This window comes from Agromyces cucurbitae (assembly GCF_058349945.1).
On sequence record NZ_JBYRES010000005.1, the window covers coordinates 1 to 26,309 of the forward strand.

Annotated in this window: 25 protein-coding genes, 1 tRNA gene and 1 other RNA gene; 9 read left to right on the top strand and 18 right to left on the bottom strand. The window is 71.3% G+C overall.

What is annotated here, in order from left to right:
- Positions 1 to 2: 2 nt before the first annotated feature.
- Positions 3 to 75 (bottom strand) — tRNA-Lys (locus AC3RJ6_RS17225).
- Between the two features lie 118 nt (positions 76 to 193).
- Between AC3RJ6_RS17225 and AC3RJ6_RS17230 the strand changes: the two genes are divergently transcribed.
- A complete protein-coding gene (locus tag AC3RJ6_RS17230; RefSeq protein WP_491428356.1) occupies positions 194 to 1,009 on the top strand; it encodes an inositol monophosphatase family protein in 816 nt (271 codons plus the stop codon).
- Between the two features lie 5 nt (positions 1,010 to 1,014).
- Complete coding sequence (locus AC3RJ6_RS17235; protein ID WP_491428357.1) at positions 1,015 to 1,938, top strand: LLM class F420-dependent oxidoreductase; 924 nt, start codon at positions 1,015 to 1,017, stop codon at positions 1,936 to 1,938.
- A 46-nt stretch (positions 1,939 to 1,984) separates the two neighbouring features.
- Here AC3RJ6_RS17235 and AC3RJ6_RS17240 read toward each other — a convergent pair whose 3' ends face one another.
- Complete coding sequence (locus AC3RJ6_RS17240; RefSeq protein WP_491428358.1) at positions 1,985 to 2,917, bottom strand: DMT family transporter; 933 nt, start codon at positions 2,915 to 2,917, stop codon at positions 1,985 to 1,987.
- An 83-nt stretch (positions 2,918 to 3,000) separates the two neighbouring features.
- On the opposite strand from AC3RJ6_RS17240, the gene AC3RJ6_RS17245 reads away from it, so the two are divergent.
- Positions 3,001 to 3,915, top strand: coding sequence for a LysR family transcriptional regulator (locus tag AC3RJ6_RS17245; RefSeq protein WP_491428359.1), 915 nt, complete (start codon positions 3,001 to 3,003; stop codon positions 3,913 to 3,915).
- A gap of 18 nt (positions 3,916 to 3,933) precedes the next feature.
- On the opposite strand, the gene mgrA is transcribed toward AC3RJ6_RS17245, so the two are convergent.
- Together mgrA and ssrA are read right to left on the bottom strand one after the other, a co-directional pair.
- On the bottom strand, positions 3,934 to 4,986 hold the full coding sequence (gene mgrA / locus AC3RJ6_RS17250) for an L-glyceraldehyde 3-phosphate reductase (RefSeq protein WP_491428360.1): 1,053 nt from the start codon (positions 4,984 to 4,986) through the stop codon (positions 3,934 to 3,936).
- A 418-nt stretch (positions 4,987 to 5,404) separates the two neighbouring features.
- Positions 5,405 to 5,773, bottom strand: a transfer-messenger RNA (tmRNA) gene (gene ssrA / locus AC3RJ6_RS17255).
- A gap of 173 nt (positions 5,774 to 5,946) precedes the next feature.
- Here ssrA and AC3RJ6_RS17260 point away from each other — a divergent pair.
- Positions 5,947 to 6,621, top strand: coding sequence for an SIMPL domain-containing protein (locus AC3RJ6_RS17260; protein ID WP_491428361.1), 675 nt, complete (start codon positions 5,947 to 5,949; stop codon positions 6,619 to 6,621).
- A 62-nt stretch (positions 6,622 to 6,683) separates the two neighbouring features.
- A complete protein-coding gene (locus AC3RJ6_RS17265) occupies positions 6,684 to 8,177 on the top strand; it encodes an HNH endonuclease signature motif containing protein (protein WP_491428362.1) in 1,494 nt (497 codons plus the stop codon).
- A gap of 65 nt (positions 8,178 to 8,242) precedes the next feature.
- Here the strand turns inward: AC3RJ6_RS17265 and AC3RJ6_RS17270 are convergent, their stop codons facing one another.
- From AC3RJ6_RS17270 to AC3RJ6_RS17295, 6 genes are all read right to left on the bottom strand, one after another.
- On the bottom strand, positions 8,243 to 8,980 hold the full coding sequence (locus tag AC3RJ6_RS17270) for a tyrosine-protein phosphatase (protein ID WP_491428363.1): 738 nt from the start codon (positions 8,978 to 8,980) through the stop codon (positions 8,243 to 8,245).
- A gap of 53 nt (positions 8,981 to 9,033) precedes the next feature.
- On the bottom strand, positions 9,034 to 9,510 hold the full coding sequence (smpB, locus tag AC3RJ6_RS17275) for an SsrA-binding protein SmpB (protein ID WP_491428364.1): 477 nt from the start codon (positions 9,508 to 9,510) through the stop codon (positions 9,034 to 9,036).
- A gap of 79 nt (positions 9,511 to 9,589) precedes the next feature.
- The gene (gene ftsX / locus AC3RJ6_RS17280) at positions 9,590 to 10,501 is read right to left on the bottom strand and encodes a permease-like cell division protein FtsX (protein WP_491428365.1); all 912 of its coding nucleotides are present in this window, start codon (positions 10,499 to 10,501) and stop codon (positions 9,590 to 9,592) included.
- On the bottom strand, positions 10,498 to 11,676 hold the full coding sequence (gene ftsE, locus AC3RJ6_RS17285) for a cell division ATP-binding protein FtsE (protein WP_491428366.1): 1,179 nt from the start codon (positions 11,674 to 11,676) through the stop codon (positions 10,498 to 10,500). The genes ftsX and ftsE overlap by 4 nt, the downstream gene beginning before the upstream one ends.
- A gap of 72 nt (positions 11,677 to 11,748) precedes the next feature.
- A complete protein-coding gene (prfB, locus tag AC3RJ6_RS17290) occupies positions 11,749 to 12,858 on the bottom strand; it encodes a peptide chain release factor 2 (RefSeq protein WP_491428367.1) in 1,110 nt (369 codons plus the stop codon).
- 112 nt (positions 12,859 to 12,970) lie between these two features.
- Positions 12,971 to 13,930 carry a TrmB family transcriptional regulator gene (locus AC3RJ6_RS17295; RefSeq protein ID WP_491428368.1) on the bottom strand — a complete coding sequence of 320 codons (960 nt, stop codon included), beginning with the start codon at positions 13,928 to 13,930 and terminating at the stop codon, positions 12,971 to 12,973.
- Between the two features lie 144 nt (positions 13,931 to 14,074).
- On the opposite strand from AC3RJ6_RS17295, the gene AC3RJ6_RS17300 reads away from it, so the two are divergent.
- Positions 14,075 to 17,932 (top strand): S8 family serine peptidase, encoded by a 3,858-nt coding sequence (locus AC3RJ6_RS17300; protein ID WP_491428369.1) that lies wholly within the window; start codon positions 14,075 to 14,077, stop codon positions 17,930 to 17,932.
- 124 nt (positions 17,933 to 18,056) lie between these two features.
- Positions 18,057 to 19,346 (top strand): MFS transporter, encoded by a 1,290-nt coding sequence (locus AC3RJ6_RS17305; protein ID WP_491428370.1) that lies wholly within the window; start codon positions 18,057 to 18,059, stop codon positions 19,344 to 19,346.
- A gap of 136 nt (positions 19,347 to 19,482) precedes the next feature.
- On the opposite strand, the gene AC3RJ6_RS17310 is transcribed toward AC3RJ6_RS17305, so the two are convergent.
- From AC3RJ6_RS17310 to AC3RJ6_RS17345, 8 genes are all read right to left on the bottom strand, one after another.
- Positions 19,483 to 19,881, bottom strand: coding sequence for a TIGR03618 family F420-dependent PPOX class oxidoreductase (locus tag AC3RJ6_RS17310; RefSeq protein WP_491428371.1), 399 nt, complete (start codon positions 19,879 to 19,881; stop codon positions 19,483 to 19,485).
- Positions 19,882 to 19,930: 49 nt separating this feature from the next.
- Positions 19,931 to 20,383, bottom strand: a complete 453-nt coding sequence (locus AC3RJ6_RS17315; protein WP_491428373.1) for a pilus assembly protein TadG-related protein — start codon at positions 20,381 to 20,383, stop codon at positions 19,931 to 19,933.
- Between the two features lie 35 nt (positions 20,384 to 20,418).
- The gene (locus AC3RJ6_RS17320; protein ID WP_491428374.1) at positions 20,419 to 20,802 is read right to left on the bottom strand and encodes a hypothetical protein; all 384 of its coding nucleotides are present in this window, start codon (positions 20,800 to 20,802) and stop codon (positions 20,419 to 20,421) included.
- A 112-nt stretch (positions 20,803 to 20,914) separates the two neighbouring features.
- Positions 20,915 to 21,364: a TadE/TadG family type IV pilus assembly protein gene (locus AC3RJ6_RS17325; RefSeq protein WP_491428655.1), complete on the bottom strand. Its 450-nt coding sequence runs from the start codon at positions 21,362 to 21,364 to the stop codon at positions 20,915 to 20,917.
- The gene (locus AC3RJ6_RS17330; RefSeq protein ID WP_491428656.1) at positions 21,361 to 21,546 is read right to left on the bottom strand and encodes a hypothetical protein; all 186 of its coding nucleotides are present in this window, start codon (positions 21,544 to 21,546) and stop codon (positions 21,361 to 21,363) included. The genes AC3RJ6_RS17325 and AC3RJ6_RS17330 overlap by 4 nt, the downstream gene beginning before the upstream one ends.
- A 45-nt stretch (positions 21,547 to 21,591) precedes the next feature.
- Positions 21,592 to 22,539 carry a type II secretion system F family protein gene (locus AC3RJ6_RS17335; RefSeq protein ID WP_491428375.1) on the bottom strand — a complete coding sequence of 316 codons (948 nt, stop codon included), beginning with the start codon at positions 22,537 to 22,539 and terminating at the stop codon, positions 21,592 to 21,594.
- Positions 22,527 to 23,387: a type II secretion system F family protein gene (locus tag AC3RJ6_RS17340; protein WP_491428376.1), complete on the bottom strand. Its 861-nt coding sequence runs from the start codon at positions 23,385 to 23,387 to the stop codon at positions 22,527 to 22,529. The genes AC3RJ6_RS17335 and AC3RJ6_RS17340 overlap by 13 nt, the downstream gene beginning before the upstream one ends.
- Entirely contained in the window at positions 23,384 to 24,613 is a 1,230-nt protein-coding gene (locus AC3RJ6_RS17345) for a TadA family conjugal transfer-associated ATPase (protein WP_491428377.1), read from the bottom strand. Before AC3RJ6_RS17345 ends, AC3RJ6_RS17340 begins: the two co-directional genes overlap by 4 nt.
- 173 nt (positions 24,614 to 24,786) lie before the next feature.
- Here AC3RJ6_RS17345 and AC3RJ6_RS17350 point away from each other — a divergent pair, with 173 nt between their 5' ends.
- Positions 24,787 to 25,176 carry a PadR family transcriptional regulator gene (locus AC3RJ6_RS17350; RefSeq protein WP_491428378.1) on the top strand — a complete coding sequence of 130 codons (390 nt, stop codon included), beginning with the start codon at positions 24,787 to 24,789 and terminating at the stop codon, positions 25,174 to 25,176.
- The gene (locus AC3RJ6_RS17355) at positions 25,173 to 26,144 is read left to right on the top strand and encodes a permease prefix domain 1-containing protein (RefSeq protein WP_491428379.1); all 972 of its coding nucleotides are present in this window, start codon (positions 25,173 to 25,175) and stop codon (positions 26,142 to 26,144) included. The genes AC3RJ6_RS17350 and AC3RJ6_RS17355 overlap by 4 nt, the downstream gene beginning before the upstream one ends.
- Positions 26,145 to 26,309: the final 165 nt, after the last annotated feature.

The window sequence follows — 26,309 nt, forward strand, 5'->3', positions numbered from 1 at the left end:
GGTGCACCCCCAGGGACTTGAACCCTGAACCCACTGATTAAGAGTCAGTTGCTCTGCCGATTGAGCTAGAGGTGCATTGATTCGGGGCCGTTTTTCAACAACCGAACCGAGCGTCAACGTTATCAGGTCGATCGCCGCTGCGCCAATCGAGCCCGGCACGGCGTGTTCACCCTCGCCCGATAGCCTGATCGACGTGACCGAACCCGTCGATTCCACCACTCCCGATCTCGCCGCCGACCTCGCGCTCGCGCTCGAACTCGCCGACCTCGCCGACGCCGTCGCGATCGCGAAGTTCCGCGCCGTCGACCTCGACGTGTCGACGAAGCCCGACCGCACGTTCGTGACCGAGGCCGACCTCGCGGTCGAGCGCATCATCCGCGAGCGGCTCGCCGAGGCGCGTCCGTCCGACGGCATCCTCGGCGAGGAGTTCGGCACCTCGGGCGACACGACCCGTCAGTGGATCATCGACCCGATCGACGGCACCTCGAACTTCATGCGCGGCGTACCCGTGTGGGGCGCGCTCATCTCGCTCGCGATCGACGGCGTGCCGGTCGTCGGCGTCGCCTCCTGCCCCGCCATGGGTCGGCGGTGGTGGGCGTCGCGCGGCGCGGGCGCCTTCACGACGGATGCCCCGGGGCAGGCACCTCGCCGCATCGCCGTGTCGGCCGTGTCCGACCTCGCCGACGCCTCGCTCAGCTTCCAGAGCATCGCCCAGTGGCGCGACGCGGGCTACCTCGACCGCCTGCTCGCCCTCGCCGAGCGGGTGTGGCGCGATCGCGCCTACGGCGACCTGTGGTCGTACATGCTGCTCGCCGAGGGGCTCATCGACGTGACCGGCGAGTTCGACGTCAAGCCCTACGACCTCGCGGCGCTCGTACCGATCGTCGAGGAGGCCGGTGGCCGGTTCACGTCGATCGCGGGTGAGCCGGGGCCGTGGCACGGCTCGGCGCTCGCGACGAACGGTGCGCTCCACGACGTCGTGCTCGACGCGCTGCGCGAGCAGGCGTGACGCCGATGGAGTTCGTCGTCTTCACCGAACCCCAGCAGGGCGCGAGCTACGACGAGCAGCTCGCCCAGGCGCGCGCCGCCGAACGTCTCGGCTTCGACGGCTGGTTCCGCTCCGACCACTTCCTGCGCATGGGCGCCGGCGACCCGCTGCCCGGCCCGACCGACGCCTGGGTGACGCTCGCGGGCCTCGCCCGCGAGACCGAGCGCATCCGGCTCGGCACGCTCGTCTCCTCGGCGACGTTCCGGCACCCGTCGCTCCTCGCGATCCAAGTCGCGCAGGTCGATGCGATGTCGGGCGGCCGGGTCGAGCTCGGACTCGGCACCGGCTGGTTCGCTGAGGAGCACACGGCCTACGGCATTCCGTTCCCGCCCAAGCGCTTCGACCTCTTCGAGGAGCAGCTCGAGGTGATCGCCGGGCTCTGGTCGACGCCGGTCGGTTCGACCTTCGACTACACGGGCGAGCACTATGCGCTCGCGGGCGCGCCCGCCCTGCCGAAGCCGGTGCAGGCGCGGATGCCGGTCGTCATCGGCGGCGCCGGAGCCCGGCGCACGCCCGAGCTCGCGGCCCGCTTCGCGACCGAGTTCAACCTCGGCTTCCGCTCGGAGGACGACATCGCCGCCGCCTTCGAACGCGTGCGCCGCGCCTGCGAGGACGTCGGCCGCGACCCCGCGTCGATGCGCACCTCCGTGGCGCTGCCCACCGTCGTCGCCGAGAACGACGCCGACTACCTGCGCCGGCTCGCCGCGATCGACGAGGACCCCGACGAGTTCGCGGAGGTCAACATCGCCGGCACCCCGGCCGCGGCGATCGAGAAGATCGGGCGCCTGCGCGAGCTCGGCGCCGACCGCGTCTACCTCCAGCTCGTCGACGTGCGCGACCTCGACCACCTCGAGCTCATCGGCACCGAGGTGCTTCCGGCCCTCCGCTGACGACGGATGCCTCGTGACCGGCACCGGCCACGAGGCATCCGTTCGCTCACCGGCGTGCCGGACGAGCAGGTCGGCGGCTCCAGGCGACGCCGATGAGGCACAGCGCGCCGCCGATCATGCCGACGACGGTCGGGAGCTCGCCGAGCAGCAGCCAGCCGAGCAGCACGACGATCGCGGGCACCGCGAGCGTCGCCGAGGCGGTGACGCCCGCCGGGCTGCGCTTGAGCACGTAGGCCCAGAGCAGGAACGCGACGGCCGACGGGAAGACGCCGAGGTACACCATCGCCCAGACGGCCGGGGCCGGCGCGGAGCCGACCTCGGCGACCGTCTGGGGCAGGAACGGCAGGAGGGCCGCGGCCCCGATCGCACAGCCCACCCAGGTCGCGCTCAATGCGTCGGTATCGCGCAGCGCCACCTTCTGCACGAGCACGCCGAGCGCGTAGAGCAGTGCGGCGAGGAGCCCGAGCACGATGCCGAGCGCATCGGCGTGATTGCCGACGCCGCCGGTCGCGATGAGCACGACGCCCGCGAAGGCGACGAGCATGCCCACGACGAGCGACCGCGGGAAGCCCTCCTTGAGGAACACGCCGGCCGCGACCGCGACGATGAGTGGTGCGATGTTGACGAGCATCGCCGCCGTGCCGGCGTCGAGATGGCGCTCGGCGAGGTTCAGCACGAGCGTGTAGCCCGCGAACCAGAGCACGCCGTAGAGCGCCACGAGTCCGAGCGAACGGCCGCGCGGCAGTGGCGGCCGACGGATCAGCGCGACCGCGACGAGTGCGACGGTGCCGACGAGCTGCCGGCCGAGCGCGAGCGGCCCGGGTGAGATCGCGTCGCCGACGAAGCGGATCGCGATGAACGCCGACGCCCAGAGGACGAGTACGACGAGCATCGCCGTGAGCACCTTCCATCGAGGGGCGGCGGTCGGAGTCTGGTCGGTCGTGACGGACGGGCTGAGGCTCGGAGCGGCGGTGGGCATGCCACCAGCCTCGGCGATCACGTCCACTGAGCACAAGCGAACGATCCTTGGCATTCGTTAAGCACGACTGTACGATCGTCTCCATGGTCGACCCGCACCGACTCCAGGTCTTCCGCACGGTCGTGCAGACGGGCTCGATCAACCGCGCCGCGACGCGGCTCGGTTACACGGCCTCGGCGGTCAGCCAGCACGTCAGCGCGCTCCAGCGCGAGACCGGGCTGACGCTCGTCGAGCGGCACGGCCGGGGCATCGTGCCGACCTCGGCCGGCGTCGCCGTCGCCGACCGCGCGGCGCGCGTGCTCGACCACCTCGCCGACTTCGACGGCGCGATCGACGACCTCCGCGCCGGTCGCAGCGGCACCCTGCGCATCGGCAGCTTCATGTCGGCGAACCGCGCCTGGATGCCACCGGTCATCGCCGACCTCGTGCGCCACCATCCCGACCTCAGACTCGAGCTCACCATGGTCGAGCGGCGCGGTCAGCATGCCGGTGACCCCGACCTCGAGCTCTACGTCGCCGAGTCGGTGCGCGGCGATCGCGACCCCGCGGTCGCCGAGGGCTCGCCCGAAGGCTACGACCTCGAAGAGCTCAAGGCCGAGGGCTACGTCGTGGTCGTGCCCACCGACCACCCGCTCGCCGCCCGCGACTCGGTGCGCCTCACCGACCTCGAGTTCGAGCCGTGGATCGACAACGACGACGAGCGCGGCCCCTGCCGCGAGATCGTCGTCGCGGCGTGCGCCGCCGTCGGGTTCGCGCCCCAGTTCCGCCTGCGGGCGCCCGACTACGCGAGCGCGTTCGACTACGTCGAGCACGGGGTCGGCATCACCGTGCTGCCCCGGCTCGGCGCGATCGACCTGCCGTCGACGGTGGTGATGCGGCCGATCGCCGACGAGGCGGCCAGACGCCGCATCATGCTGCGCGTCAAGCGATCGATGCGCACGCACCCCGCGGTGCGACGCGCGGTCGAGATGCTCCGCGAGGCGGCGCGGCAGGGCTGAGCCCGCCGCGCCCCGGCCTCACGGACGCAGGTCGGGCAGCGGGCCGCCGCGGCGTGCGTCGGCCCACAGGTCGATGCCGGCATCGCCCGCGAACCGGTCGATCTCGGCGAGCTCGTCGGGCGTGAAGTCGAGCCGGTCGACGGCGGCGACGTTCTCGTCGAGCTGGCGCACGCTCGAGGCGCCGACGACGAGACTCGTCACGCGGTCGTCGCGGAGCGCCCACGCGAGCGCGAGCTGCGCGAGCGACTGGCCGCGACCACGGGCGACGGCGTCGAGGCCCCGGATGCGCTCGAGCGTCTCGTCGGAGAGCATCGAGCGGTCGAGCGAGCCGTCGCTCGCCGCACGCGAGCCCTCGGGGATGCCGCCGAGGTACTTGCCCGTCAAGAGACCCTGGGCGAGCGCCGTGAAGCCGATGACGCCGAAGCCCTCGTCGGCGGCGACGTCGAGCAGTCCCTCGGTCTCGATCCAGCGGTTGAGCATCGAGTACGACGGCTGGTGGATCGTGAGCGGCGTGCCGCGCTCGGCGAGCAGCCGAGCCATCTCGCGACTCTGCTCGGCCGAGTACGACGAGATGCCGACGTAGAGCGCCTTGCCCTGCCGCACGATCTGGTCGAGCGCCGCCGCCGTCTCGGCGAGGGGCGTGCCGGGGTCGGGACGGTGGTGGTAGAAGATGTCGACGTAGTCGAGTCCGAGTGCGGCGAGCGAGCGGTCGAGGCTCGCCAGGAGGTACTTCCGGCTGCCGCCGACCCCGTGCGGCCCGGGCCACATGTCCCACCCGGCCTTCGTCGACACGACGATCTCGTCCCGATACGGCGCGAGGTCGGTCGCGAGGATGCGCCCGAAGTTCTCTTCGGCCGCGCCGTAGGGCGGGCCGTAGTTGTTCGCGAGATCGAAGTGGGTGATGCCCTGGTCGAACGCACGACGCACGATCGCGCGCTGCGCCTCGAGCGGACGATCGTCGCCGAAGTTCTGCCAGAGCCCGAGCGAGAGCAACGGAAGCTGCAGGCCCGATCGGCCGGTGCGGCGGTGGGGCATGCGGTCGTAGCGGGCGGCATCGGCGAGGTACGGCATGAGGCCATGCTAGCCAGCGGCGCCGACCCCGGCAGCGGCATCCGGTCGCCGGCTGTTCGTATGCCGACGCCGGCATGGGGTCCCCATCGACACGGTGGACAATCGGCTCCGAGAACTTCACCGGGGCGGCCATATTGCACACCGGTCGCGGACTGGCATTATCTTCAGTCATCGCGACGCACTCCCCCCACGCGTCCAGTCCCGACGAAGGATCCGATGATGGACGAGCACCAGCCCGAGAACTGGTACTGCCCCGAGCCCGACTGCGATTACTGCGGGGGCGCCTTCACCGACTGACGCGAACCACGAACCCCCATCACGCAGAACGCCCGGCGCTCTTTCGAGTCGCCGGGCGTTCTGCGGTTCCGCAACGTGCGACAACGGCCTCGACCGCCGGAGGCGGTGCCTCGACGGTGCTGTGTGGAGATGGGGGGAATTGAACCCCCGTCCATCGCTGAGATTCCACGTCTTCTCCGGGCGCAGCCTGTGAAAGCGTTCTACTCGGCCCCGACTCTTGCCACAGGCACCTGAGTCGACGGGCCCAGCCTGAAGAAGTCCCGCACGTCGCTCAGGCGACGACGCGCAGCAAGTTCCCTAGATGACGTCAGTGACCGGGGCGGGAACGAACCCGGACTGACGGACTATCGAGCTCGCTTAGGCAGCGAGGGCGAAGTCGGACTGCTTCTTATTGGCAGTTATTTGTTCGCAGGGAGCGTTCACGAGATAACCCTGCATCCTCGGCCCGCTTCTCGTGGGCACACAGGCGATGTCGAAACCGATCATCCCCATGTGACGTCGAACGAGTTCGACGGAGCCGTTGTCGCACGCTGTGGAGTTTCCAAGTGCCGCGCTCGCCACCTGACGGATGACGGTGCGCGGCCTTACAGTCTAGAACAGGCGCCGCCGCTCCGCCATTCCCAGCCGGGCCCACCTCATGAGCGGATGCCTCGTGGAGGACCCATGCCCACCGTCATCGCCGTTCGCGGTACCGCAGAAGAACGCACCGAGCCCGAGCTCGCCGCCGTCACGCTGACCGTCGGGGTCTCCGAGCCCGAGCGCGACACGGCGCTCGCCCGCACCGCCGACGCGCGCGAGCGGGTCATCGCCGAGGTGCGCGACCTCGAGGCGGCGGGCGCGCTCGACACGTGGGCGGCCGGCCAGATGCGCGTCTGGTCGCACCGTCCGTGGAACAACGAGGGTCGGCAGCTGCCGCTCGTGCACCAGACGAGCTCCGAGATCGAGATCGTCTTCAGCGACCTCGACCGGCTCGGCGAGTGGGCCAGCCGGGTCGCCGACACCGACGGCGTCGATCTCAACGGCATCGACTGGCGGCTGACCGAGACGACGCGCCGCCGGGTGCAGGAGCTTGCCCAGCGGGCCGCGGTCGCCGACGCGGTGGCCAAGGCCCGCGTGTACGCGGCCGCGCTCGGGCTCGGGGTGCCGACGCCCGTCGAACTGGCCGACAGCGGGTTGCTCACGGCGCAGCCGGTGCCGCCCGCGCCTCGTGGCATGAAGCTCGCGATGGCCGCGGTCGCGTACGACGGCGGCGGTGCCGGTTCGGGCACCGAGTTCGCGCCCGCAGAGCTCGTCGTCGAGGCATCCGTCGAAGCCAGGTTCCACGCCGAACCGGCGTGAGACTTTCTCCACCGTCTTCGAATATCTCTTCGAATCTCGGCTGTTTCGGGTAGACTCAGACTATGCCCGAGACCGCTGAAATACCCGCCCTGACCGGGGTTTCAGCCGCGCTCGACGGCCTTTCCGAGGCGTGGTCGGGTGCGCTCATCGCGGGCACGCCGGGCTCGGTGCACGCGGCCGGTGACGTGCGGCTGATGAGCGGTGCGGGGCTGGTCCGAGTCACCGAGGCTCTCGGTGAGCTGTTCCGCCAGGTGCAGGCACTCCAAGCCCCCGTCGCGGCCGAACTCGCAGCCCGGTCGAAGCCCGGCACCGATGAGGTCGCGCGCAAGCATGGGTTCGCCTCCGCCGAACGGTTGATCGCGTCCGCGACCGGCGGCCGCTATCAAGAAGCCGTAAAGCTCGTCTCCGTCGGGCAGGCGACCGCACCCCGGGCGGCGTTCACCGGTGAGGTGCTGCCGCCGAAGCATCCGCACCTGGCCGCCGCGGTCGCGACGGGCGCGATCTGTGTCGACGCGGCCGACGTCATCCGCCGGTTCTACGACCGCGTCGCAGCCCGGGCCGACCGGATCGAACTCGGTGATGCCGAACGGTTCCTCGTCGACCGCGCCCCGGTCGTGGGCGTCGACGGGCTGCAGCGGCTCGTGAAACTCCTCGAAGCCCGCCTCGACCCCGGCGGCGTCAAACCCCGCGAAGACGAGTTGCGTGCCGCCCGCGAGTTCCGCATCTGGGAAGACGAACACGGCATGATCCGGTTCACCGGCGCCGCCGACCCGGTCAACGGCGCCCCCATCAAACTCGCGATCGAGACCCTCGTCGGCGCCGAACTCCACCGGGCCCGCGACACGAAACGCCCACGGCCCGCCGCCGCCGCCGCCGGTGCAGCTTCCCATAGTGCCGTTGGTGCTGCCGACGACGCCGTGCTCGCCGACGAACGCACGATCGCACAGATGAACCTCGACGCCCTCGCCGACATCGCCCGCCACTCACTCGGCGCGAACGACGCACCCACGCCGTTGCAGCAGGCGACGATCGTGGTCCGGGCCGATGCCGACGCGGTCGCCACCGGGCGCGGGCACGCCACGATCGACGGCATCGACCAGCCGATCTCGATGCCGTCACTCGAAGAGATCGCGATGTCGGCCGGCATCTCGCTCTTGTACGTCGGCGACAAGCCCGAGAACCTCCGCCTCGATCGATCCCGCCGCCTGTTTACGCACGCCCAGAAACTCGTCCTCGTCGAACGCGACGGCGGCTGCGCCTGGCCCGGCTGCAACCGGCCCCCGTCGCACACCCAGGCCCACCACATCAGATGGTGGAAACGACATCACGGCACGACGAACCTCGACAACGGCATCATGCTGTGCGCGCACCACCACCATCGCATCCACAACGACGGCTGGCTCATCTTCATCGTCGACGGTTTCGTGTGGTTCCTGCCGCCCGCACACCTCGACCCCACTCGCAGGCCCCGCCCCGGCAACCGTCGACGGCTCGATATCCTGCCGCCACCACCCGACATCGCCACCCTGCTCGGCGAATACGCCCACGCAGCCTGACCGCGCGTGCGAGCGCGCCGCCGAGCCGTGAGGTTGTCCTCATGGCTCGCGCCCCTGCGCGAACGTCAGTCGGCGACAATGAGCAGCCGCTCGAGCGCGGCGAGCTCGCCGAGCTCGAGTCCGCCGGCGAGCAGGTACTCGCGCACCGAGCCGTGCGCACGTTCGACGGTGTCGAGCACGCCCTCGATCGCCTCGTGCGGGCTGCCGCTCATGAGCGTGCGCAGTTCGGGGGTATCGGGCACGCCGTACTTCGCCATGACCGCGAGCATGCCCTCGAGCCACTCGCCCGCGAGGTTCGCCTCGGTGCGCGAGTAGTCGTCGACCACCGCGTCGCGGTCGACGCCGACCGCCATGAGTGCGAGGGCGACGACGATGCCGGTGCGGTCCTTGCCGGCGGTGCAGTGCACGATGACCGAACGGTCGCCCGCGCTCGCGATCTCGCGCAGCGCCGACACGACGACCCCCGCGTGCTGGGTGACGATGCGGTCGTAGAGCGCCTCGAGCGAGATGCCGCCCATGCCCTGCGACGCGCCCGAGCCCTCGAACACCGGCAGTCGCAGCACCTCGACGTCGAGCCCGTCGAGGTCATCCGGCATCGCGAGCGCCTCGTTGTCGTCGCGCAGGTCGATCACGATGCCGACGCCCAGGTCGCGAAGCTCGGCCTTGCCGTCGTCGCCGAGGCGGAACAGCCCGTCGGAGCGGTACAGCACGCCGTCGCGGACCGTGCCGTTGCGTGCGGGCAGTCCCCCGACGTCGCGGAAGTTGTAGGTGCCGGGAACCGGGATGCGCATCGACGTCTTCATCGCGAAGAGCCTACTCCGCGCCCCTGATGCGTCCGCTCAGCGGGCGCACAGCCTCACTCGCCCAGGTGCCGTCGGCTCGCCATGGCGCGGTCGGCCTCGCGCTTGTCCTGCCGCTCGCGCAGCGCCTGGCGCTTGTCGTACTCGCGCTTGCCTCGGGCGACCGCGAGCTCGACCTTCGCCCGTCCGTCGCTGAAGTAGATCGACAGCGGGATGAGCGTGTAGCCCCCGTCTTTGATGCGGTGGCTGATCTTCACGATCTCCTGCTTGTGCAGCAGCAGCTTGCGCTTGCGCCGGGGCGCGTGGTTGTTCCACGTCCCCTCGGTGTACTCGGGGATGTGCACCGCGTCGAGCCAGATCTCGCCGCCGTCGATGAACGCGTAGCCGTCGACGAGCGACGCGCGCCCCTCGCGCAGCGACTTCACCTCGGTGCCCTGCAGCACGAGGCCCGCCTCGTAGGTGTCCTCGATGAGGTATTCGTGCCGCGCCTTGCGGTTGGTCGCGACGACCTTCTGTCCGCGTTCCCTGGGCACGGTGATCTCCTTGCGAATCGAGCTGTTGCTGACGGATGCCTCCGGCTGGCGCCGGGCGAGCCGTTCAGTCTATCCGAACTCAGACCCGCAGGTATCGCCTGATCGCGATGCCCGCCGAGACCGCGGCCAGCAGCACCCCCACCACGACGAGCAGCGGCACGACGAGCAGCGCGTCGCCGGCGTCGACGAACGTGAGCGAGAGGTTCTCGGCCAGGTAGCCCTGCACGAAGAAGTACACGATCGCGACGACCGCACCACCCGCGAGCAGTGAGCCGACGAGCCCGGCGAACACGCCCTCGAGCACGAACGGCGTCTGGATGAACCGGTTCGACGCGCCGACGAGCCGCATGATGCCGAGCTCGCGGCGGCGCGAGAACGCCGACAGCCTGATCGTCGTCGCGATGAGCAGCGCGGCCGCGACGAGCATGATCGCGGCGATCGCGATCGCCGTGTAGCTCGCCGCGTTGAGGGCGTCGAAGATCGGGTCGAGGTAGCGGCGCTGGTCGACGACCTGCTCGACGCCCGCCATGCCCGCGAGGCTCTCGACGATCACGTCGGACTGCGACGGGTCGATGAGGTTGACCCAGAACGCCTCGGGAAGCACGTCGGGCGTCACGTAGTCGGCCGACGGCGTGCCCTCGAACTGCTTCTGGAAGTTCTCGTACGCCTGCTCGTGGTCCTCGAAGTAGAACTCGTCGATGAACGGCTTGAGCGTGTCGGACTGCAGCTGCGCCTCGACGGCCGCCTTCTGCTCCTCGTTCGCCTCGCCGTCGGTGCATCCGGCCGCCGTCGACATCGACGTGCACAGGTAGACGGCGACCTGCGCGCGGTCGTACCAGAAGCCCTTCATCTGGGCGATCTGCAGCTGCATGAGCGCGGCCGTGCCGACGAAGGTCAGCGAGATGAACGTGACGAGCACGACGGAGATGACCATCGTGATGTTGCGGCGCAGGCCGTTGCCCGCCTCGCGCAGGACGAGACCGATCCTCACTTCGTCGGCCCCACTTCCTGGTCGCTGTCGCCTTCTCGTGGGCCTCCCGGGGCCCGCAGTCCCAGCCGTTCGGCGAGCGTCAGCGGGGCGGATGCCACGGTGCCGGGCTTCTCCTTCGGCACGAGCTTCTCGGGGTCGACCTCGATCGCCCCCGTCGCGGCCTTCGTGATCTCGGCCGCGGCCTCGGTGACCTCGTCGGTCGCCTCGGGCTCGACGTAGAGGGGTTCGGCGTCGCGCATGACCTCGGCGGTGACCTTGGGCGCCGCCGCGGTCGTGGCGGCCATGGTCGGGGTCGGCGGAGTCGTCGGCGCGGGCTCGGGCGCCCGGGCCTCCTCGGCCGTAGACCCCTTCGCGGCCTTCGTCGTCTTCGCGGACTTCGCCGCCTTCGCCGCGGCCGGCGGCACGGCGGCGGCGACGCGATCGGCGTCGGTCGCCACCTCCTCGGCGGGTTCACCGCCCTGCTCGGGGACGTAGTCGACGTCGCGGACCGTCTGGCCGTCGTACCCGGCGCTGCGCTCGTCGCGCACGATGTCACCGGCCGAGAGCTCGATGACGCGTCGGCGCATCTGGTCGACGATGCCGGCCTCGTGGGTGGCCATGACGACGGTCGTGCCGCCCGCGTTGATGCGCTCGAGCAGGGTCATGATGCCCGCGCTCGTGACGGGGTCGAGGTTGCCCGTCGGCTCGTCGGCGAGCAGGATCTGCGGCTTGTTGACGATCGCCCGCGCGATCGCGACGCGCTGCTGCTCGCCGCCCGAGAGCTCGTGCGGCATGCGCTTGGCCTTGCCGTCGAGCCCCACGAGCTTCAGGGTCTCGGGCACCGCCGACTGGATGAAGCCGCGCGACTTGCCGATGACCCGCAGGGTGAACGCGACGTTCTCGAAGACCGACTTGTTCGGCAGCAGCCGGAAGTCCTGGAACACGACACCGAGGTTGCGCCGGAAGTACGGCACCTTGCGCGTCGAGATCTTGCCCAGGTCTTGACCGAGCACGTGGATCTTGCCCTTCGTGGGCTTCTCCTCTTTCAGGATCAGCCGGAGGAAGCTCGACTTGCCCGAACCGGAGGCGCCGACGAGGAACACGAACTCGCCCCGCAGGATCTCGACCCCGATGTCGTTCAGGGCGGGCCTGGACTGGCCGGGGTAGGACTTGGTGACGGAGTCGAAGCGGATCATCGTGTTCGAGCCTAGGCAGCGTCGGCGGGATTCACGAGAGCGACGCGCACGCCGAGCGTCCCGGAATCCGAATCAGTCGTCGTCCTTGCGCTTGCGCCACTTGATGCCCGCGGCGATGAGGCCGTCGAGGTCGCCGTCGAAGACGACGGCGGGGTTGCCGACCTCGTAGCCGGTGCGCAGGTCTTTCACGAGCTGCTGGCCGTAGAGGAAGTACGAGCGCATCTGGTCGCCCCAGCTCGCCGTGATCGTGCCGGCGAGCTCCTTCTTCTGGGCCGCCTCCTCCTCCTTCTTCAGGAGCAGGAGTCGGGTCTGCAGCACGCGCATGGCCGCGGCGCGGTTCTGGATCTGCGACTTCTCGTTCTGCATCGAGACGACGATGCCGGTCGGGATGTGCGTGATGCGCACGGCGGAGTCGGTCGTGTTGACCGACTGGCCGCCCGGGCCCGACGAGCGGAACACGTCGACGCGGATGTCGTTCTCGGGGACGTCGACCTCGGTCGCCTCCTCCATGACCGGGATGACCTCGACTGCGGCGAAGCTCGTCTGCCGCTTGTCGGCACCGCCGAACGGGCTGATGCGCGCGAGGCGGTGGGTGCCCGCCTCGACCGAGAGCGTGCCGTACGCGTACGGAGCGTCGATCTCGAAGGTCGCCGACTTGATGCCCGCGCCCTCGGCGTACGAGGTGTCGAGCACCTTCACCGGGTAGTCGTGCCGCTCGGCCCAGCGCAGGTACATGCGCATGAGCATCTCGGCGAAGTCGGTCGCGTCGTCGCCGCCGGCGCCCGAGCGGATCGTGACGACCGCGCCGCGTTCGTCGTACTCGCCGTCGAGCAGCGTCTGCACCTCGAGGTCGCCGATCGTCTTCTGGAGGGCGGCGACCTCGCTGCGGGCCTCGGCCGCCGAGTCCTCGTCCTCCATCTCATTGGCGAGGTCGACGAGCACCTCGAGGTCGTCGAGCCGCTGCCCGACCTCGGTGATGCGCTTGAGCTCCGCCTGGCGGTGGCTGAGCGCGCTCGTCACCTTCTGGGCGTTCGCGGTGTCGTCCCACAGGTCGGGCGCGCCCGCCTGCTCGGACAACTCGGCGATCTGCGCCTCGAGCGCGTCGACGTCGATCACGGTACGGATGTCGCCGAAGGTGGCGCGGAGCGCCGAGATCTCCTGCGAGAGGTCAAGTTCCAACATGGCGCCCTCCAGCCTAGTCGGGTGCGGGGCGGATGCCTCGCGCTCGCGCCCCTGCGGCCGTTCGGAGCGACCCCGCCCGCGTGCCGCGCCGCGCCGCGGCATCCGCCCCGCTTCAGACCCAGTCGCGGCGCACGGCCTCGGCGCCGAGCTGCATGCGGGTCGTGACCCCGGCCGTCTCCATGAGCTCGGCGACGCGGCGCTGGAAGGTGCGCAGCGAGATGCCGAGCTGGGACGCGGCGCCGGCATCGGTCGCCCCGAGCAGGAGCAGGCGGATGAGGTCGCGGTCGATGTCGTCGGCGGTCGGCTCTGCGGCGATCGGCAGGAACGCGGTCGCGGTGCGCCAGTACTCCTCGAAGATCGACGTCACGAGGTCGAGCAGGCCGCTCGGGTGGATGAGCAGGGCACCCGAGCCGCGGTCGTCGCCATGCGAGCGCATCGGCACGAGCGCCATCTGGTCGTCGGCGATGAACATGCGCGTCGGCAGGGTCGGCAGCACGCGGATCTCCTCGCCGATCTGCGTCATCGCCCGCGCGGCCGCGAGCCAGCCCGGCCGCTCGAGCACGCCGCTCTCGACGATGACGCGATAGCGCACCCCGCGCTCGAGGGCTCGATCCTCTTCGAGGTTCTCGTCGTTGCCGAGCACGGCGACGTCGCCCAGCACGAACACCCGTACCTGATCGGTCGACGCGGCCTGCAGTTGCTCGACCCGCTGGCGCACGGCGTCGTCGCCGACCACGACGTCGACGACGTCGGCGACGCTGCGCTGGTCGGCCGACCGCCGGTAGAGCTCGCCGAGCTCGGCGAGCGCCTCGTGCGCTCTCGTGAGCCCGCGTTCGCGTTCGAGCAGCAGCGGCCGCAGCGCGATCGCTGGCGGGGACGCCACGAACCGGTCGCTGTTCGACGCCTGCCGGGCGAGCAGTCCCCGTGCTTCGAGCGCGGCGGCGATCGTGCGGACTCGAGGGGCCGTCATGCCGAGGGCCGAGCCGATCTCGGCGGTGGAGGCGGCGGGCTGTTGCAGCACGAACCGGTAGACGGAGGTGTGCGCCTCGTCGAGCCCGATGGCCTCGAGCACGGTGACCTCCTCGTCTCGCGGCAACGCTCCGGCCGTCGTCCCGCGACGTGGCGGATGGTGGCCATGGCGGGACTCCGCCACCACTTTATGCGAGCGGGCGGCGAAGGTGGGGATACCGATTTCCCTACACCGAGAGGCTCGCGCATGTCACGACCCCAGCCCTTCGGTCGCCGCCTGCTTCCGATCGCCGCCGCCACGAGCGGCCTCGCGATCGGCATCGCAGGTGTCGGCCTCGCATCGCTGCCGGCGGCCGCCGATCCTGCAGCCGGCGTTCCCCACGCCGCCGCGGCCGCCGGCGGCTCCAGCACCGTCACGCTGATCACCGGCGATCGCGTCACGGTGACGGACCTGTCCGACGGCACGCACACGGTCTCGGTCGACACCGCCGTCGACGGGGCCGGCGTGCAGACCTACGAGGCGGCGGGCGACCTGCACGTCGTGCCGCAGGCCGCGATGCCGTACCTCGCGTCAGGGGCGCTCGACGGCGATCTCTTCAACGTGACGAAGCTCATCGAGTTCGGCTACGACGACGCTTCGGTCGACGCGACCCCGATCATCGTCGAGCAGTCGGCCCCCACCGCGCGCACCTTCGCCGCGCCGGTGCCCGGCCTCGAGGTGCAGGCGCAGCTCGAGAGCGTCGGCGGTGCCGCCGCCACGCTCGGGCACGCCGACGCGGCGTCGGCCTGGCAGTCGCTCACCGCGGCATCCGGCCCGTCGGCCCTCACCAGGTCTGCCGCGCCGTCGCTCGCCGACGGCATCGAGGCGATCCACCTCGACGGCAAGGTGCAGGCGACGCTCGATTCGAGCGTGCCGTACATCCACGCGCCCGAGGCATGGGCCGACGGCTTCACGGGCGAAGGCGTCACCGTGGCCGTGCTCGACACGGGCTACGACGACACCCACCCCGACCTGGCGGGCCGTGTGCTGCCCGCTTCGAAGAGCTTCGTCCCCGGCGGGGACGTCGCGACCGACGTGCACGGGCACGGCACACACGTCGCGTCGACCATCGCCGGCACCGGCGCCGCGAGCGGCGGCACCCACCGCGGCGTCGCCGACGGCGCCGACCTGCTCGTCGGCAAGGTGCTCGGCGACGACGGCTACGGCCAGGACTCGTGGATCATCGAGGCCATGGAGTGGGCGGGGCAGAACGCCCCCATCGTGTCGATGAGCCTCGGCTCGAGCGAGGCCTCCGACGGCACCGACCTCATGGCCGAGTCGCTCGACACGATCGCGCAGGAGACCGGCGCGCTCTTCGTGGTCGCCGCCGGCAACGCGGGGGCTCCCGAGACGATCGGCGCCCCCGGCTCCGCCGCCGAGGCGTTCACCGTGGGCTCCGTCGTCGACCCGACGGGCGAGCTCTCGTACTTCACGAGCCAGGGCCCGCTGACCCGCTCGGGCACGATGAAGCCCGACGTGTCGGGCCCGGGCAGCGACGTCACCGCGGCGCGCTCGGCCGACAGTGGGGGCGACGGGTCGTACATCACGATGAGCGGCACGTCGATGGCGACGCCGCACATCGCGGGCGCCGCCGCCATCCTGCTCGGCGCGCACCCCGAGTACACGACCGCCCAGCTCAAGGCGGCGCTCGCGAGCACCGCCGTCGACCTCGGGCACACCCCCTACCAGGGCGGCTCGGGCCTCATCGACGTGAAGGCCGCGCTCGACGCACCGGTCATCGCCTCGGGCTCGGGCGACTTCGGCATGCTGGCGTGGGGCGAAGCACCCACGCCCGTCACGCGCACCGTCGAGTACACGAACCGCACCGGTGCCGAGGTGACGATCGCGCTGTCGGCCGGGCTGAACGACACCACCCCCGGTGACGGCGGCGGCGACCCCGGCCCGCTGTCGGCCGGCATCGCGTACGACGCGCTCACGATCGACGCCGAGTCGCTCACGATCCCGGCGGGCGAGACCCGTTCGGTGTCGATGACGGTCGACCCGGCCAAGGTGCCCGCGGGCGCACAGCTCTCGGGCGCGCTCGTCGGCTCGGTCGACGGCACGCCCGTCACGCGCACCGCCCTCGGCACCATCGCCGAGGCCGAGCGCTACGACCTCACGATCACGGCGACCGACTTCGAGGGCGAGCCGACGGCGACCTACGCCTACCTCTGGAACCCCGCGACGCAGTTCGCCGAGCCCGTGTGGGTCGACGGCGAGACGACGCTGCGCCTGCTGAAGGGCGACTACACGCTCATGACCTTCATGGAGCTGCAGCGCACGCCCGACACGCTCGCGAGCGTCATGGTCGGCGAACCGACGATCCACCTCGACGAGGACACCGCGGTCGCGCTCGACGCGCGCACCACGAAGCAGGTCACCCTCGACGTCGGCGACGACGGCCTCGACCCGGTGTTCCGTCGCATGGACATGAAGGTCGACGACTTCCTCGCGAGCGCGATGATGCCGGTCTGGACCGACGAGATGTGGGCGCAGCCGATGACCGTCGACGACGCCGACTTCGACTTCACGACCCGCTGGCGCCTGCAGAAGCCGTTCCTCGCGGTGACCGCCGGCAAGCAGCAGCTCGACGTGATCGTGCCCGGCGGGTCGGCCCTCATCGACGGCTCGATCACGGCCACGGCGGTCGACGCCGGCACCGGCACCCCCGAGGAGCTCGCCGCGGCGGGCGCGGCCGGCAAGGTCGCCGTCGTGACGCGCACCGCCGACCGGTCGGCCTCGCAGCAGGCCGCCGACGCGGTCGCCGCCGGCGTGAAGCTGCTCATCCTCGCGAACGACGCCGACGCCGAGTTCAACGCGTGGGTCGGCTCCGAGACCGACTTCTCCGACGTGTCGATCCCGGTCGCGGCCATCAGCGGCGTCGAGGGGCGCGAACTCGTCGCGCAGCTCGCGAAGAAGAAGGTCACGGTCTCCGCGGTCGGCACGCATTACTCCGACGTCGTGTACGACATCGCCGAGTACGGCGACGGCGAGATCCCGTCGGACCTCGCGTACACGCACACGAAGAAGGACCTCGCCCGCATCGACACCCGGTTCCACGGGCAGCAGGAGGGGCTCGGCGAGTTCCGGTACGACTTCGTGCCGGGCGCGAAGTACGGCAGCGGCTTCCCGATGATCGCCCAGCGCGGCATGGACCGCACCGAATGGGTCAACACCGAGGGACTGCGCTGGAACCAGTGGGTCGCCGTCATGTCGGTGATGTGGGAGATCCGCGACATCCAGCACACGTACGAGCCCGGCGAGCGCACCTCGGCCGAGTACTTCGGCGGCATCGTGCGCCCGTACGTCGCCACCGGGTTCTGGGTGCCCTACCGCGTCTCGGACTACGCGCAGGTCAACGTGCCCAGCTGGGCCGACGGCGGCAGCGCCGACCACACCGGCACGTTCGACACGTGGGTCGAGCCCTCGACCGTGAAGCAGACGACCGACGTGTACCTCGACGGCGAGCTCATCAAGCAGGCCGAGCACCAGGGTGCGAACGTCTTCGAACTGCCCGACGGCGAGCAGCAGTGGCGCGTGGTCAGCACCGCGACCCACGACGGCAGCCACCTCGCGGGCTCGACGAAGACGGTGAGCGACTGGACCTTCACGTCGGAGGGCAAGCTCGGCGACTGGACCAACCGGCTGCTGCCGATGATCCAGGCGTACTACGACCTCGACGTGAACGTCGCGAACCAGGCCGGCGACGGCCGTCGCAAGGGAACCGGCATCGCGCTCGGCCTCGAGCTCGGCCACGTCGCGGGCACGGCGCCCGCGGGCGCCATCACCGAGGCGAAGCTCGAGGCCCGCACCGCCGGCGGCGACTGGGTCGAGGTGGCGCTGAAGCCCGCGAAGACCGACGCCCCCACGGGCGCAGTCGAGGGCGACGGCGACGTCTTCGTCAAGAGCCGCGCCTGGGTGAGCGGCTACGCGACGAAGATCCCGGTGTCCGACAAGGGCGGCTGGGTCGACCTGCGGGTGACGGCGAAGGATGCCGCGGGCAACACCTTCTCGCAGGAGATCGACCGCGCGTTCGAGGCGGCGCCCGCGAAGGGCGTGCGCTGAGCTCACTCCCCCGGTGAGATGAACGAGGGGGCCGGCCGCACGGCCGGGCCCCTCCATCGCGCGGTGGGTCGGGCCGGTCGGCACCGGGCGTTTCGACCCGTGCTGCGGGTGTAGCGTCGAACCGATGATGACCGTCTCCGCCACCCCGTTCTCGTGGCGCGGCATCATCCTCCCGGCCTATCTGCCGACCCTGCTCTTCTCGCTCGGCGAGGGTGCGATCATCCCCGTCATCCCGGTCGTCGCGACCGAGCGGGGCGCCTCGCTCGCCCTCGCGGGGCTCATCGCCGCGATGCTCATGGTCGGCGAGCTCGTCGGCGACCTGCCGGCCGGGTGGGTCGTCGCACGCATCGGCGAGCGCAACGCCATGATCGGCGCCGCCCTGCTCGCGGTCACGGGCGTGCTCGTCGCGCTCGCGTCACCGACGACGATCGCACTCGGCGTCGGCGTGTTCCTGCTCGGCCTCGCGACGGCCGTCTTCGGGCTCGCACGCCATGCGTTCCTCACGAGCTACGTGCCCGAGCGGGTGCGCGCCCGCGCGCTCTCGACGCTCGCGGGCGTCTTCCGCGCGGGCTGGGCGATCGGCCCGTTCATCGCGGCGGCGATCATCGCGGTCGCGGGGTCGTCGGAGCCCGTGTTCTGGGTGCTCGTCGCGAGCTGCTTCGCGGTCGTCGTGGTGCTCGTGCTGCTGCCCGACCCCGAACAGGCGTTCGGGGCCGCGCGGCTCGCGCGCGAGGCATCCGTTCGACCGGCTTCGGGCAGCGTCCCGGGCGATGACGCCGGCCGCACCGCGGGCGAGGCGGCGGCCGCCTCGCACGGGGTGTTGCGCGCGATCGTCGTGCACCGCGAGGTGCTCGCCCGCATCGGCACGGGCATCGGCATCCTCGCGGCGCTGCGCGCCAGCCGCACGATGATCCTGCCGCTGTGGGCGGTGTCGATCGGCATGCCGCCCGAGCAGGCGGCGCTCGTGATCGGCGTCTCGGCGACGATCGACTTCGCGCTCTTCTACGTGAGCGGCCAGGTGATGGACCGGTTCGGCCGCATGTGGAGCGCCATCCCGGGGCTGCTCGGCCTCGCGGTCGGACACCTCGTGCTCGCGTTCACGCACGACGTGCCGGCTGCCGCGGCGTGGTTCACGGCGGTCGCGCTGCTGTTCGGCGTCGCGAACGGGCTGTCGAGCGGGGTGATCCTGACGCTCGGCGCCGACCTCGCGCCGAAGGCGAACCCGGCGCCGTTCCTCGCCGGCTACCGCACGATCGGCGACGCCGGTCAGGCGGTCGCGCCGCTCGTCGTGGCCGGCGTCACGTCGCTCGTGTCGATCATGGCCGCGAGCGCGACGATGGGCGTCGTGGGGTTGATCGGTGCGGGCGTGCTCTGGCGGTACATCCCGAAGTACGTGCCGCGGCGGCTGCGCTGACGCGCGCGTCGCGCCGCCGGCCGCATTCGAGCAAGCATTCCGGGGGTGCTTTTCCGCAAGTTCAGGAGCCCGGGCGGGCCGAAGTTTGCCGAAAAGCACCCCCCGGGACGCACGCGGCGGTAGCCGCGGCGACGGGTCAGCGGCCGTTGACCTTCTCGAGCGCCATGACGAGGATGACGCGGTCGGGGTGGTCGGCGGGCACCGCGGTGTCGGCGTCGCCGTAGCGCTGACCGAGGTGCACGTAGAAGGCGCCCTCGGGGTCGGGGATGACCTCGGCGAGGCGGCCGCGCACCTCGACGTACTTGTGGGCGTTCTCGGGGTCGGTCATCGCGAGCGTCATCGCCGGGTTCTGCTGCAGGTTGCGGAACTTGCCGCGCTTCGTCGTGTGGGTGAAGCGGATCGTCTGCGTGTCGGCGTCGAACTCGAACCACATCGGGTTGACCTGCACCTCGCCGTTCGGGCGCGTCGTGCCGAGGAAGGCGAACACGGGCGCGTGGAGGATGCGGGCGAAGTGGTCTGAGATCTCGATCGTCATACAGGGAGTCAATCAGTTGCCGGCGACGGGCATTCCCCGACTCGACCGCTCAGTGGAATACCGAGCGCGCGGTCGCGGTGACCTCGATGGGCACCGTCACCGGCACGAGGTCGGTCGAGATCGGCGCATGCCAGACGGCGCGCAGCGTGACGGTCGCGGTGCGCCCGTCGGCAGAGGTCGCCTCGACGAGCTCGACCTCGTCGAGCTCGTGCACGGCATCGCCGAGGTACTCGCTCGCCGCCCGTCGCACGCCGGCGGCGTCGAGCTCGACGGCGAGCACTCCCCCGTCGACGCGCACCTCGTCGAGGTTCCAGACCTCGGCGCCCGCGAGTGCCGCTCCGTCGGCCAGCGTGAAGAGGCGCTTGCGGTCGAGGTAGAGCGAGGTCGCCGACGCCACGACGAGCACGAGCGCGAGCCCGAGCGCGCAGAAGAAGATCGTGAGCAGCATCGTCGAGCCGCGCTCGTCGTTCGCGACGATCGCCCGATCACCGGACCCTTCCACCGTCGCGATCGAGTGCGGTCGCGATGACACCCGCGTCACGGCCGGTCCCCCGCGAAGCGCGATATCGTCTGCGTCGCGCTCGCATCGAGCGGAACGCTGCCCACCCGATCGAGGTCGAGCGCGTCTGGCACGAGCGGCAGCCGCACCGTCGCGCGCACCGAGACCCGGATCCTGCTGCCGGGGGCCGCGCAGTCGGCCGCTTGGCAGTCGACGTCGACGGATGCCTCACCCGCCCCGATCCCGTAGTCGGCGAGCGCGACCGCGACCGTACGTTCGACAACCGCCTCCGCGGCACCGCGGCTGCCCGCGTCGACCGCGACCCGCGCGGCCTGACGGGCGGCGCCCTCGACCGCAAGGGCACCACCCTGCACGGCCGCGAGGGCGAGCACGAGGTAGACGAGCGGCACGAGCAGCAGCATCCCGACCGTGAGGAACTCGAGCGAGGCGGAGCCTCGCTCACCGTCATGCCCGGTGACGCGATCAGCGACCGCGAACCGCGACGGCGGAGGCGGAGGCGACGAAGGGGGAGGATCAATCGATGCGCTCGACGGCCGCATGCCCCGTCACCTCCATCGCATGGTCGACGCCGAGCAGTCCGACGACCGGCAGGGTCGTGCGAACGGTGACCGCCACGGCCGGGACGCCGCCGACCGTCGTCGTCGAGGCGCGCACGTCGCCCGCGTAGTCGCTCGAGATGGCCGCAGCGATCAGTTCGCGGGTGCGCGCGACCCCGTCGGCCTCGCTCGACCCGGCGAGCGCGGCGTATCGCGCGCCCTCGGCGGCGGCGTCGAGCACCGTGTTGCGCACGTGCAGCGCGAGCGCCAGCTGCACGACGGCGAGCGCGAGCACCGTCACGAGCACGCCCACGAGCGTGAACTCGGCGACCGCCGACCCGCGCTCGTCGGCGAGGCTCGCCCGCCATCCCTCGCCCGCGCGGCCGGGTCGACGTCGCGCGGCACGCGCGCGACGCGGGGCCGTCAGATCCCCGAGACCTTCGTGATGGCGTTGTCGAACACGTCGCTGAGCGCCGGTCCTGCGAGCCCCCAGATCAGGATGACGAGCCCTGCGGTCATGAGCGTGATGAGCACCCAGCCCGGAACGTCGCCGCGATCGTCGGTGATCCGGCTGCTCAGCCGCGCCGGCAGGAGCCGCGCCGAGGCCATCAGGTCGGTGAAGGACCGCATGTGGATTCCTTTCTTCATCGGGCATCAGAAGCCCGCTTGGAGGACGAGGTAGCCGGGGAACAGCGCGAACGCGATCGTCACCGGGAGGATGAGGAAGATCAGCGGCACGAGCATGGCGATCTCCTTGCGGCCGGCGCTCTCGATGATCTCCCGCTTCGCGGCGTCGCGGGCGTCGCCCGCCTGCGCCCGCAGCACGGCCGCGAGCGGCGCTCCGCGTTCGAGCGCACCGAGCACCTGGTCGAGCGCGCGGGACAGGCCCGCGTGGTCGACGCCGTCGCGCAGGTCGGCGAGCGCGGTCGCGAGCGGTACGCCCGTGCCGACGGTGGCCACGACCCGGCCGAACTCGGTCGGGAGTTCGCCGGTGCCGGCCGACGCGACCCGGCGGAGAGCGTCGAGCATGCCCTCGCCCGCGGTGATGCTCAGGGTCAGGAACTCGAGCACGGTCGCCAGCTCTGACGAGATGCGCGCGAGTCGCCGCTTCGCGCTGCGCTGCAGGACCCAGTCGCGCGCCACCGCGGCGACCGCGGCGGCGATGAACGGAGCCGCGATGCGCACGATCGCCGGCAGGGTCGCGAACCCGGGCGCAGCCCATGCGAGCGCGGCGCCGATCACGAACCCGACGGACGCCCAGGCGAGCTGCTCGCCGCGGAAGCGCTCGACGCTCGCGGCCGATCCCGCCTGCCGCAGTCGCTTGGCGACGAGATCGTTGCCGCCGAGCCAACTCGAGAGCAGCCGTCGCAGCCGCTCGAGCACGGGATCGACGAGCGCCCCGAGCACCGGGCCCGGATCGGCGGGACGTCGAGCGAGCATCGCACGCGCCTCGACCGACAGGTCGGCGACGTAGGGCGCGACGCGTTCGGCGAGCCTCGGGCGGCCGATGCGCGGCACCGCGGAGAGCATGAGCCAGAGGCCGAGGCCGGCGACCACGCCGAGCGCGATGCCGAGGGCCCCTGTAGTCGTCAGTTGAACCATCGGCGCTCCTCGGGAAGCCGGCCGAGGGCGAGCATCGTGCGGTAGGCGACGAACGTCACCCCGAGCCCCGCCACGATGAGGGCCGCGCCCGCAGGGCTGTCGTACGCGACGATCGCCTCGTGCCTCGATGCCAGCACGAGCAGCAGCAGCCACGGCGCCGCGACCCCGAGGCGGGCCGCGTTGCGGATCCACGACTGTCGCGAGACGACCTCGGCGCGCAGCGCCGCATCCTCCCGGAGGTACCCGGCGAGCGCGCGCAGCACTGCCGTGACGTCGGTGCCGCCGACCTCGCGCGCCATGCGCAGCGTCTCGATGATGCGATCGGCGACGGGATCGGCCAGTTCGGCCTTGAGCCCGTCGAGGCAGACCGAGAAGTTCGCGGTGCGTCGATAGTCGCGCTCGAACGACGCGAACGCCGCCCGCGTCGGCGCCGGCCCGAGCTCGGCGAGGGCGCCGAGGCTGTCGGGCAGCGACATCCCTGCCCGCACCGAGGCGACCAGGTGGTCGACGACGTCTGGCCACACGGCCCGGTTCGCAGCGCGGCGCCTCGCCGCACGACCGCGCACCACGATCGGTACGAGTGCTGCGCCGAGCACGGCACCGATGGCGGTGAGGAACGGGATGCCGAAGACGGCCTGGGCGAGCGCGCCGGCGACGACGGCGAGCACGATGCAGACGGCGACGACGACGGGCAACGGCACCCCGCCGAATCCGGCGAGCGCGAGTGCGCCGCGCACGCGGTCGACGGTGTTGCTCGATCGCCGAGCACCGCCGGTGCTCGGCCAGAGCAGCGGCGCGGCGATGAGCAGCACCCCGAGACCGAGCGCTGCACCGAGGACGAGGCTCATGCGGATGCCCCCAGCACGTGCTCGGGGTCGTAGCCGCGATCCGTGAACTTCTCGAGCCGCGCGGGGCGTGCGCCGGTCGCCCGCAGCACGCCCGAGCTCGTCGTGAAGATCGGCTCCGCCACGACGCTCGAACCCGACACCTCCCCGGTCGGAGCGAGGATCTCGGAAACCCGCCGATGACCGTCGCGGTCGAGGGCCAGATGCACGACGACGTCGATGCAGCTCGCGACCGTCGGCACGACGAATGCCGAGTCGATGTTGCGGCCTGCGAGCAGCGGCAGCGTGCACAGCTTCGCGAGCGCGTCGCGTGCGGAGTTCGCATGGATCGTGCACATTCCCGGAAGGCCCGAGTTGAGCGCGATGAGCAGGTCGAGGCTCTCGGCCTCGCGCACCTCGCCGACGATGAGCCGATCGGGTCGCATGCGAAGCGCCTCTTTGATGAGCCGGCGCAGCGTGATCTCACCGCTGCCCTCGAGGTTGGCCTGCCGGCACTGCAGTGCAACGAGGTCGCGCACGTCGAGGTCGAGCTCGAAGGTCTCCTCCACGGTGACGACGCGGTCGCCGAGGCGCGCACTGGACATGAGCGCGTTGAGCATCGTCGTCTTGCCCGTGTGCGTGGCGCCCGAGACCAGGATGTTCGCGCCCGCGAGCACCGACATGCGTAGGAACTCGGAGGCCTGCACCGGCAGCGAGCCGAGCTCGACGAGGGTCGCGAGCGACCGGATGCGTCGCTGGAACTTGCGGATGTTGACCGCCCAGTGCTCGCGCGCGACGTCGGGGATCGCGACGTGCAACCGGGATCCGTCGGGCAGCGAGGCGTCGACGAACGGCGAACTCAGGTCGACGCGACGCCCGGTGTGCGCGAGCATGCGTTCGACGAGCTCGCGAACCTCGCGATCGCCGAGCACGAGGCTCGTGAGCTCTGCAACCCCGCCGCGTGCGATGAACACTCGCGTCGGCCCGTTGATCCAGATCTCCTCGATCGTGTCGTCGTCGAAGAACGGCTGCAGCGCACCGTAGCCGGTGAGCTCGGCGACGACCTCGCGCGCCGTGCCCACCTCGTCGGCGAGCCCGGCGTGCGTCCCGACGAGCGCGCGTTCGCTGTAGCGGCGCACCTCCTCGTCGGCGTATCGAGCGGCGAGGCCCTCGGCTGCCGCGAGGTCGACCCCGTCGCGCAGCACTCGCGTTCGCACGCGCTCGGCGATGGTGCGGACGGCGTCGGACATGGCATCCATATTGCGGGCCGCCGGGAAACGGGCTCCGAAGTTATCCACAGCGGCCGGTCGAACGGGCTCGCGACGCGGGCGACGCCCGCCGCGGCATCCCGTTCGCGAACATCGACGACCATTTCGATGAGGATTTGTTCACATCGGGTACTTGATCTGTTACAGTACTTCACATGATCCAAGATTCAGCGGCATCCGGCGACGCCTTCGCGGCCGACCTGCTGCGCGGGCACACCGACACGATCGTGCTCGGCGTGCTGCGCGAGCACGACAGCTACGGCTTCGAGATCTACAAGCACATCCGCGACGCGACGGGCGGCGGCTACGAGATCAAAGAGGCGACCCTCTACGCCAGCTACCGCCGGCTCGTGCGCGACGGCCTCGCCGAGGCCTACTGGGGCGACGAGTCGCAGGGCGGCCGCCGCAAGTACTACCGCATCACCGACGCGGGCCGAGCAGCCTTCCGCCAGAACGTGGCGAGCTGGGTCGCGACCCGCACCATCATCGACTCCCTGCTCGGCAGCCAGGCGGCGCCGGCGAACACGAAAGGCTCACTGCGATGAACGACCGCAGCCCCCGCACCTCGACCGAGGTGCACCGACTGCTCGACGAGGCCTTCGCGGGCATCGACCCCACCCCCGAGGCGCAAGACCTGAAAGAAGAGATCCGCGACAACCTGCTCTCGCGGGTCGCCGAGCTCGAGGTCGCGGGCGCCTCCCCCGCCGAGGCGGCGCGCCGGGCCGTCGACGAGCTCGGCGACGTGCGCGAGCTCGTCGCGGCTGCGACGGGCGGCGGGGCGGATGCCTCGGCCGACGCCCCTCGCGGCACCCACGGCACTGCGTCGTCGAACAGCGGCCGGGCCGTTTCAGCGAGCGAACTCGCGCTGCGCCACCGGGTGCGGCCGAAGCCCGCGTTCGTCGTGCGCACGGTCGTGCTCTCGATCGTCGCGGCCGGCGCGCTCGTCGCGCTCGTGCTCGGGCTCACCCCGCTCATGCCGCTCGCGGCCGGCGCGCTCATCGCGATCGACGCCGTGCTCGGACTCGCGATCGGCGTGATCACCGCCGATGCGCTCCGCCAGGAGACGACGACGAACTACCCGCTGCCGACCGGCCGCGCGGTCGCGTTCGGCGCCGCGACGGGCGCGCTCGTCGCCTCGCTCGGCTTCGCCGCCGTCGTCGTCTGGCGCCTCGAGCTCGTCTGGCTCGTGCTCGCCGCGGTGCTCGCGGTCGCCGCGATCGCCGTGCTGAGCGCGCTCGGCGCGACGCAGACCAACCGGCACAAGCCGTGGGTCGTCGCGATGCAGCGCGATGCCGTCGAGGTCGGCAACCGATTCGAGAAGGACCCGGCCGCGGCTGCCCGATTCGGCATCTACACGGCCGTCATCTGGCTGACCGCGTTCGCGCTCGTGCCCGTGCTCGGGTTCACCGCCGGCTGGTGGTGGGCGCCGCTGCCGGTCGTCGCGGCGTTCATCGTCATGATGCTCGTGCTCGCGCGCATGCTCTTCGGACACGACGCCCGCTCGTCGCACTGACCCCGACTCGGGCAGCTCTCGCTCAGGGGGTGCTTCTCCGACCGACACGCCGCACTCGAGCGGCGAAAATGTCGGAGAAGCACCCCCTGAGCGGTTGCCGTCGCGGCCCGATTGTGGCCGTCCACAGGGTTCGGCGCGGTGCGGCCGGGCGTTGCTAGGCTCGGC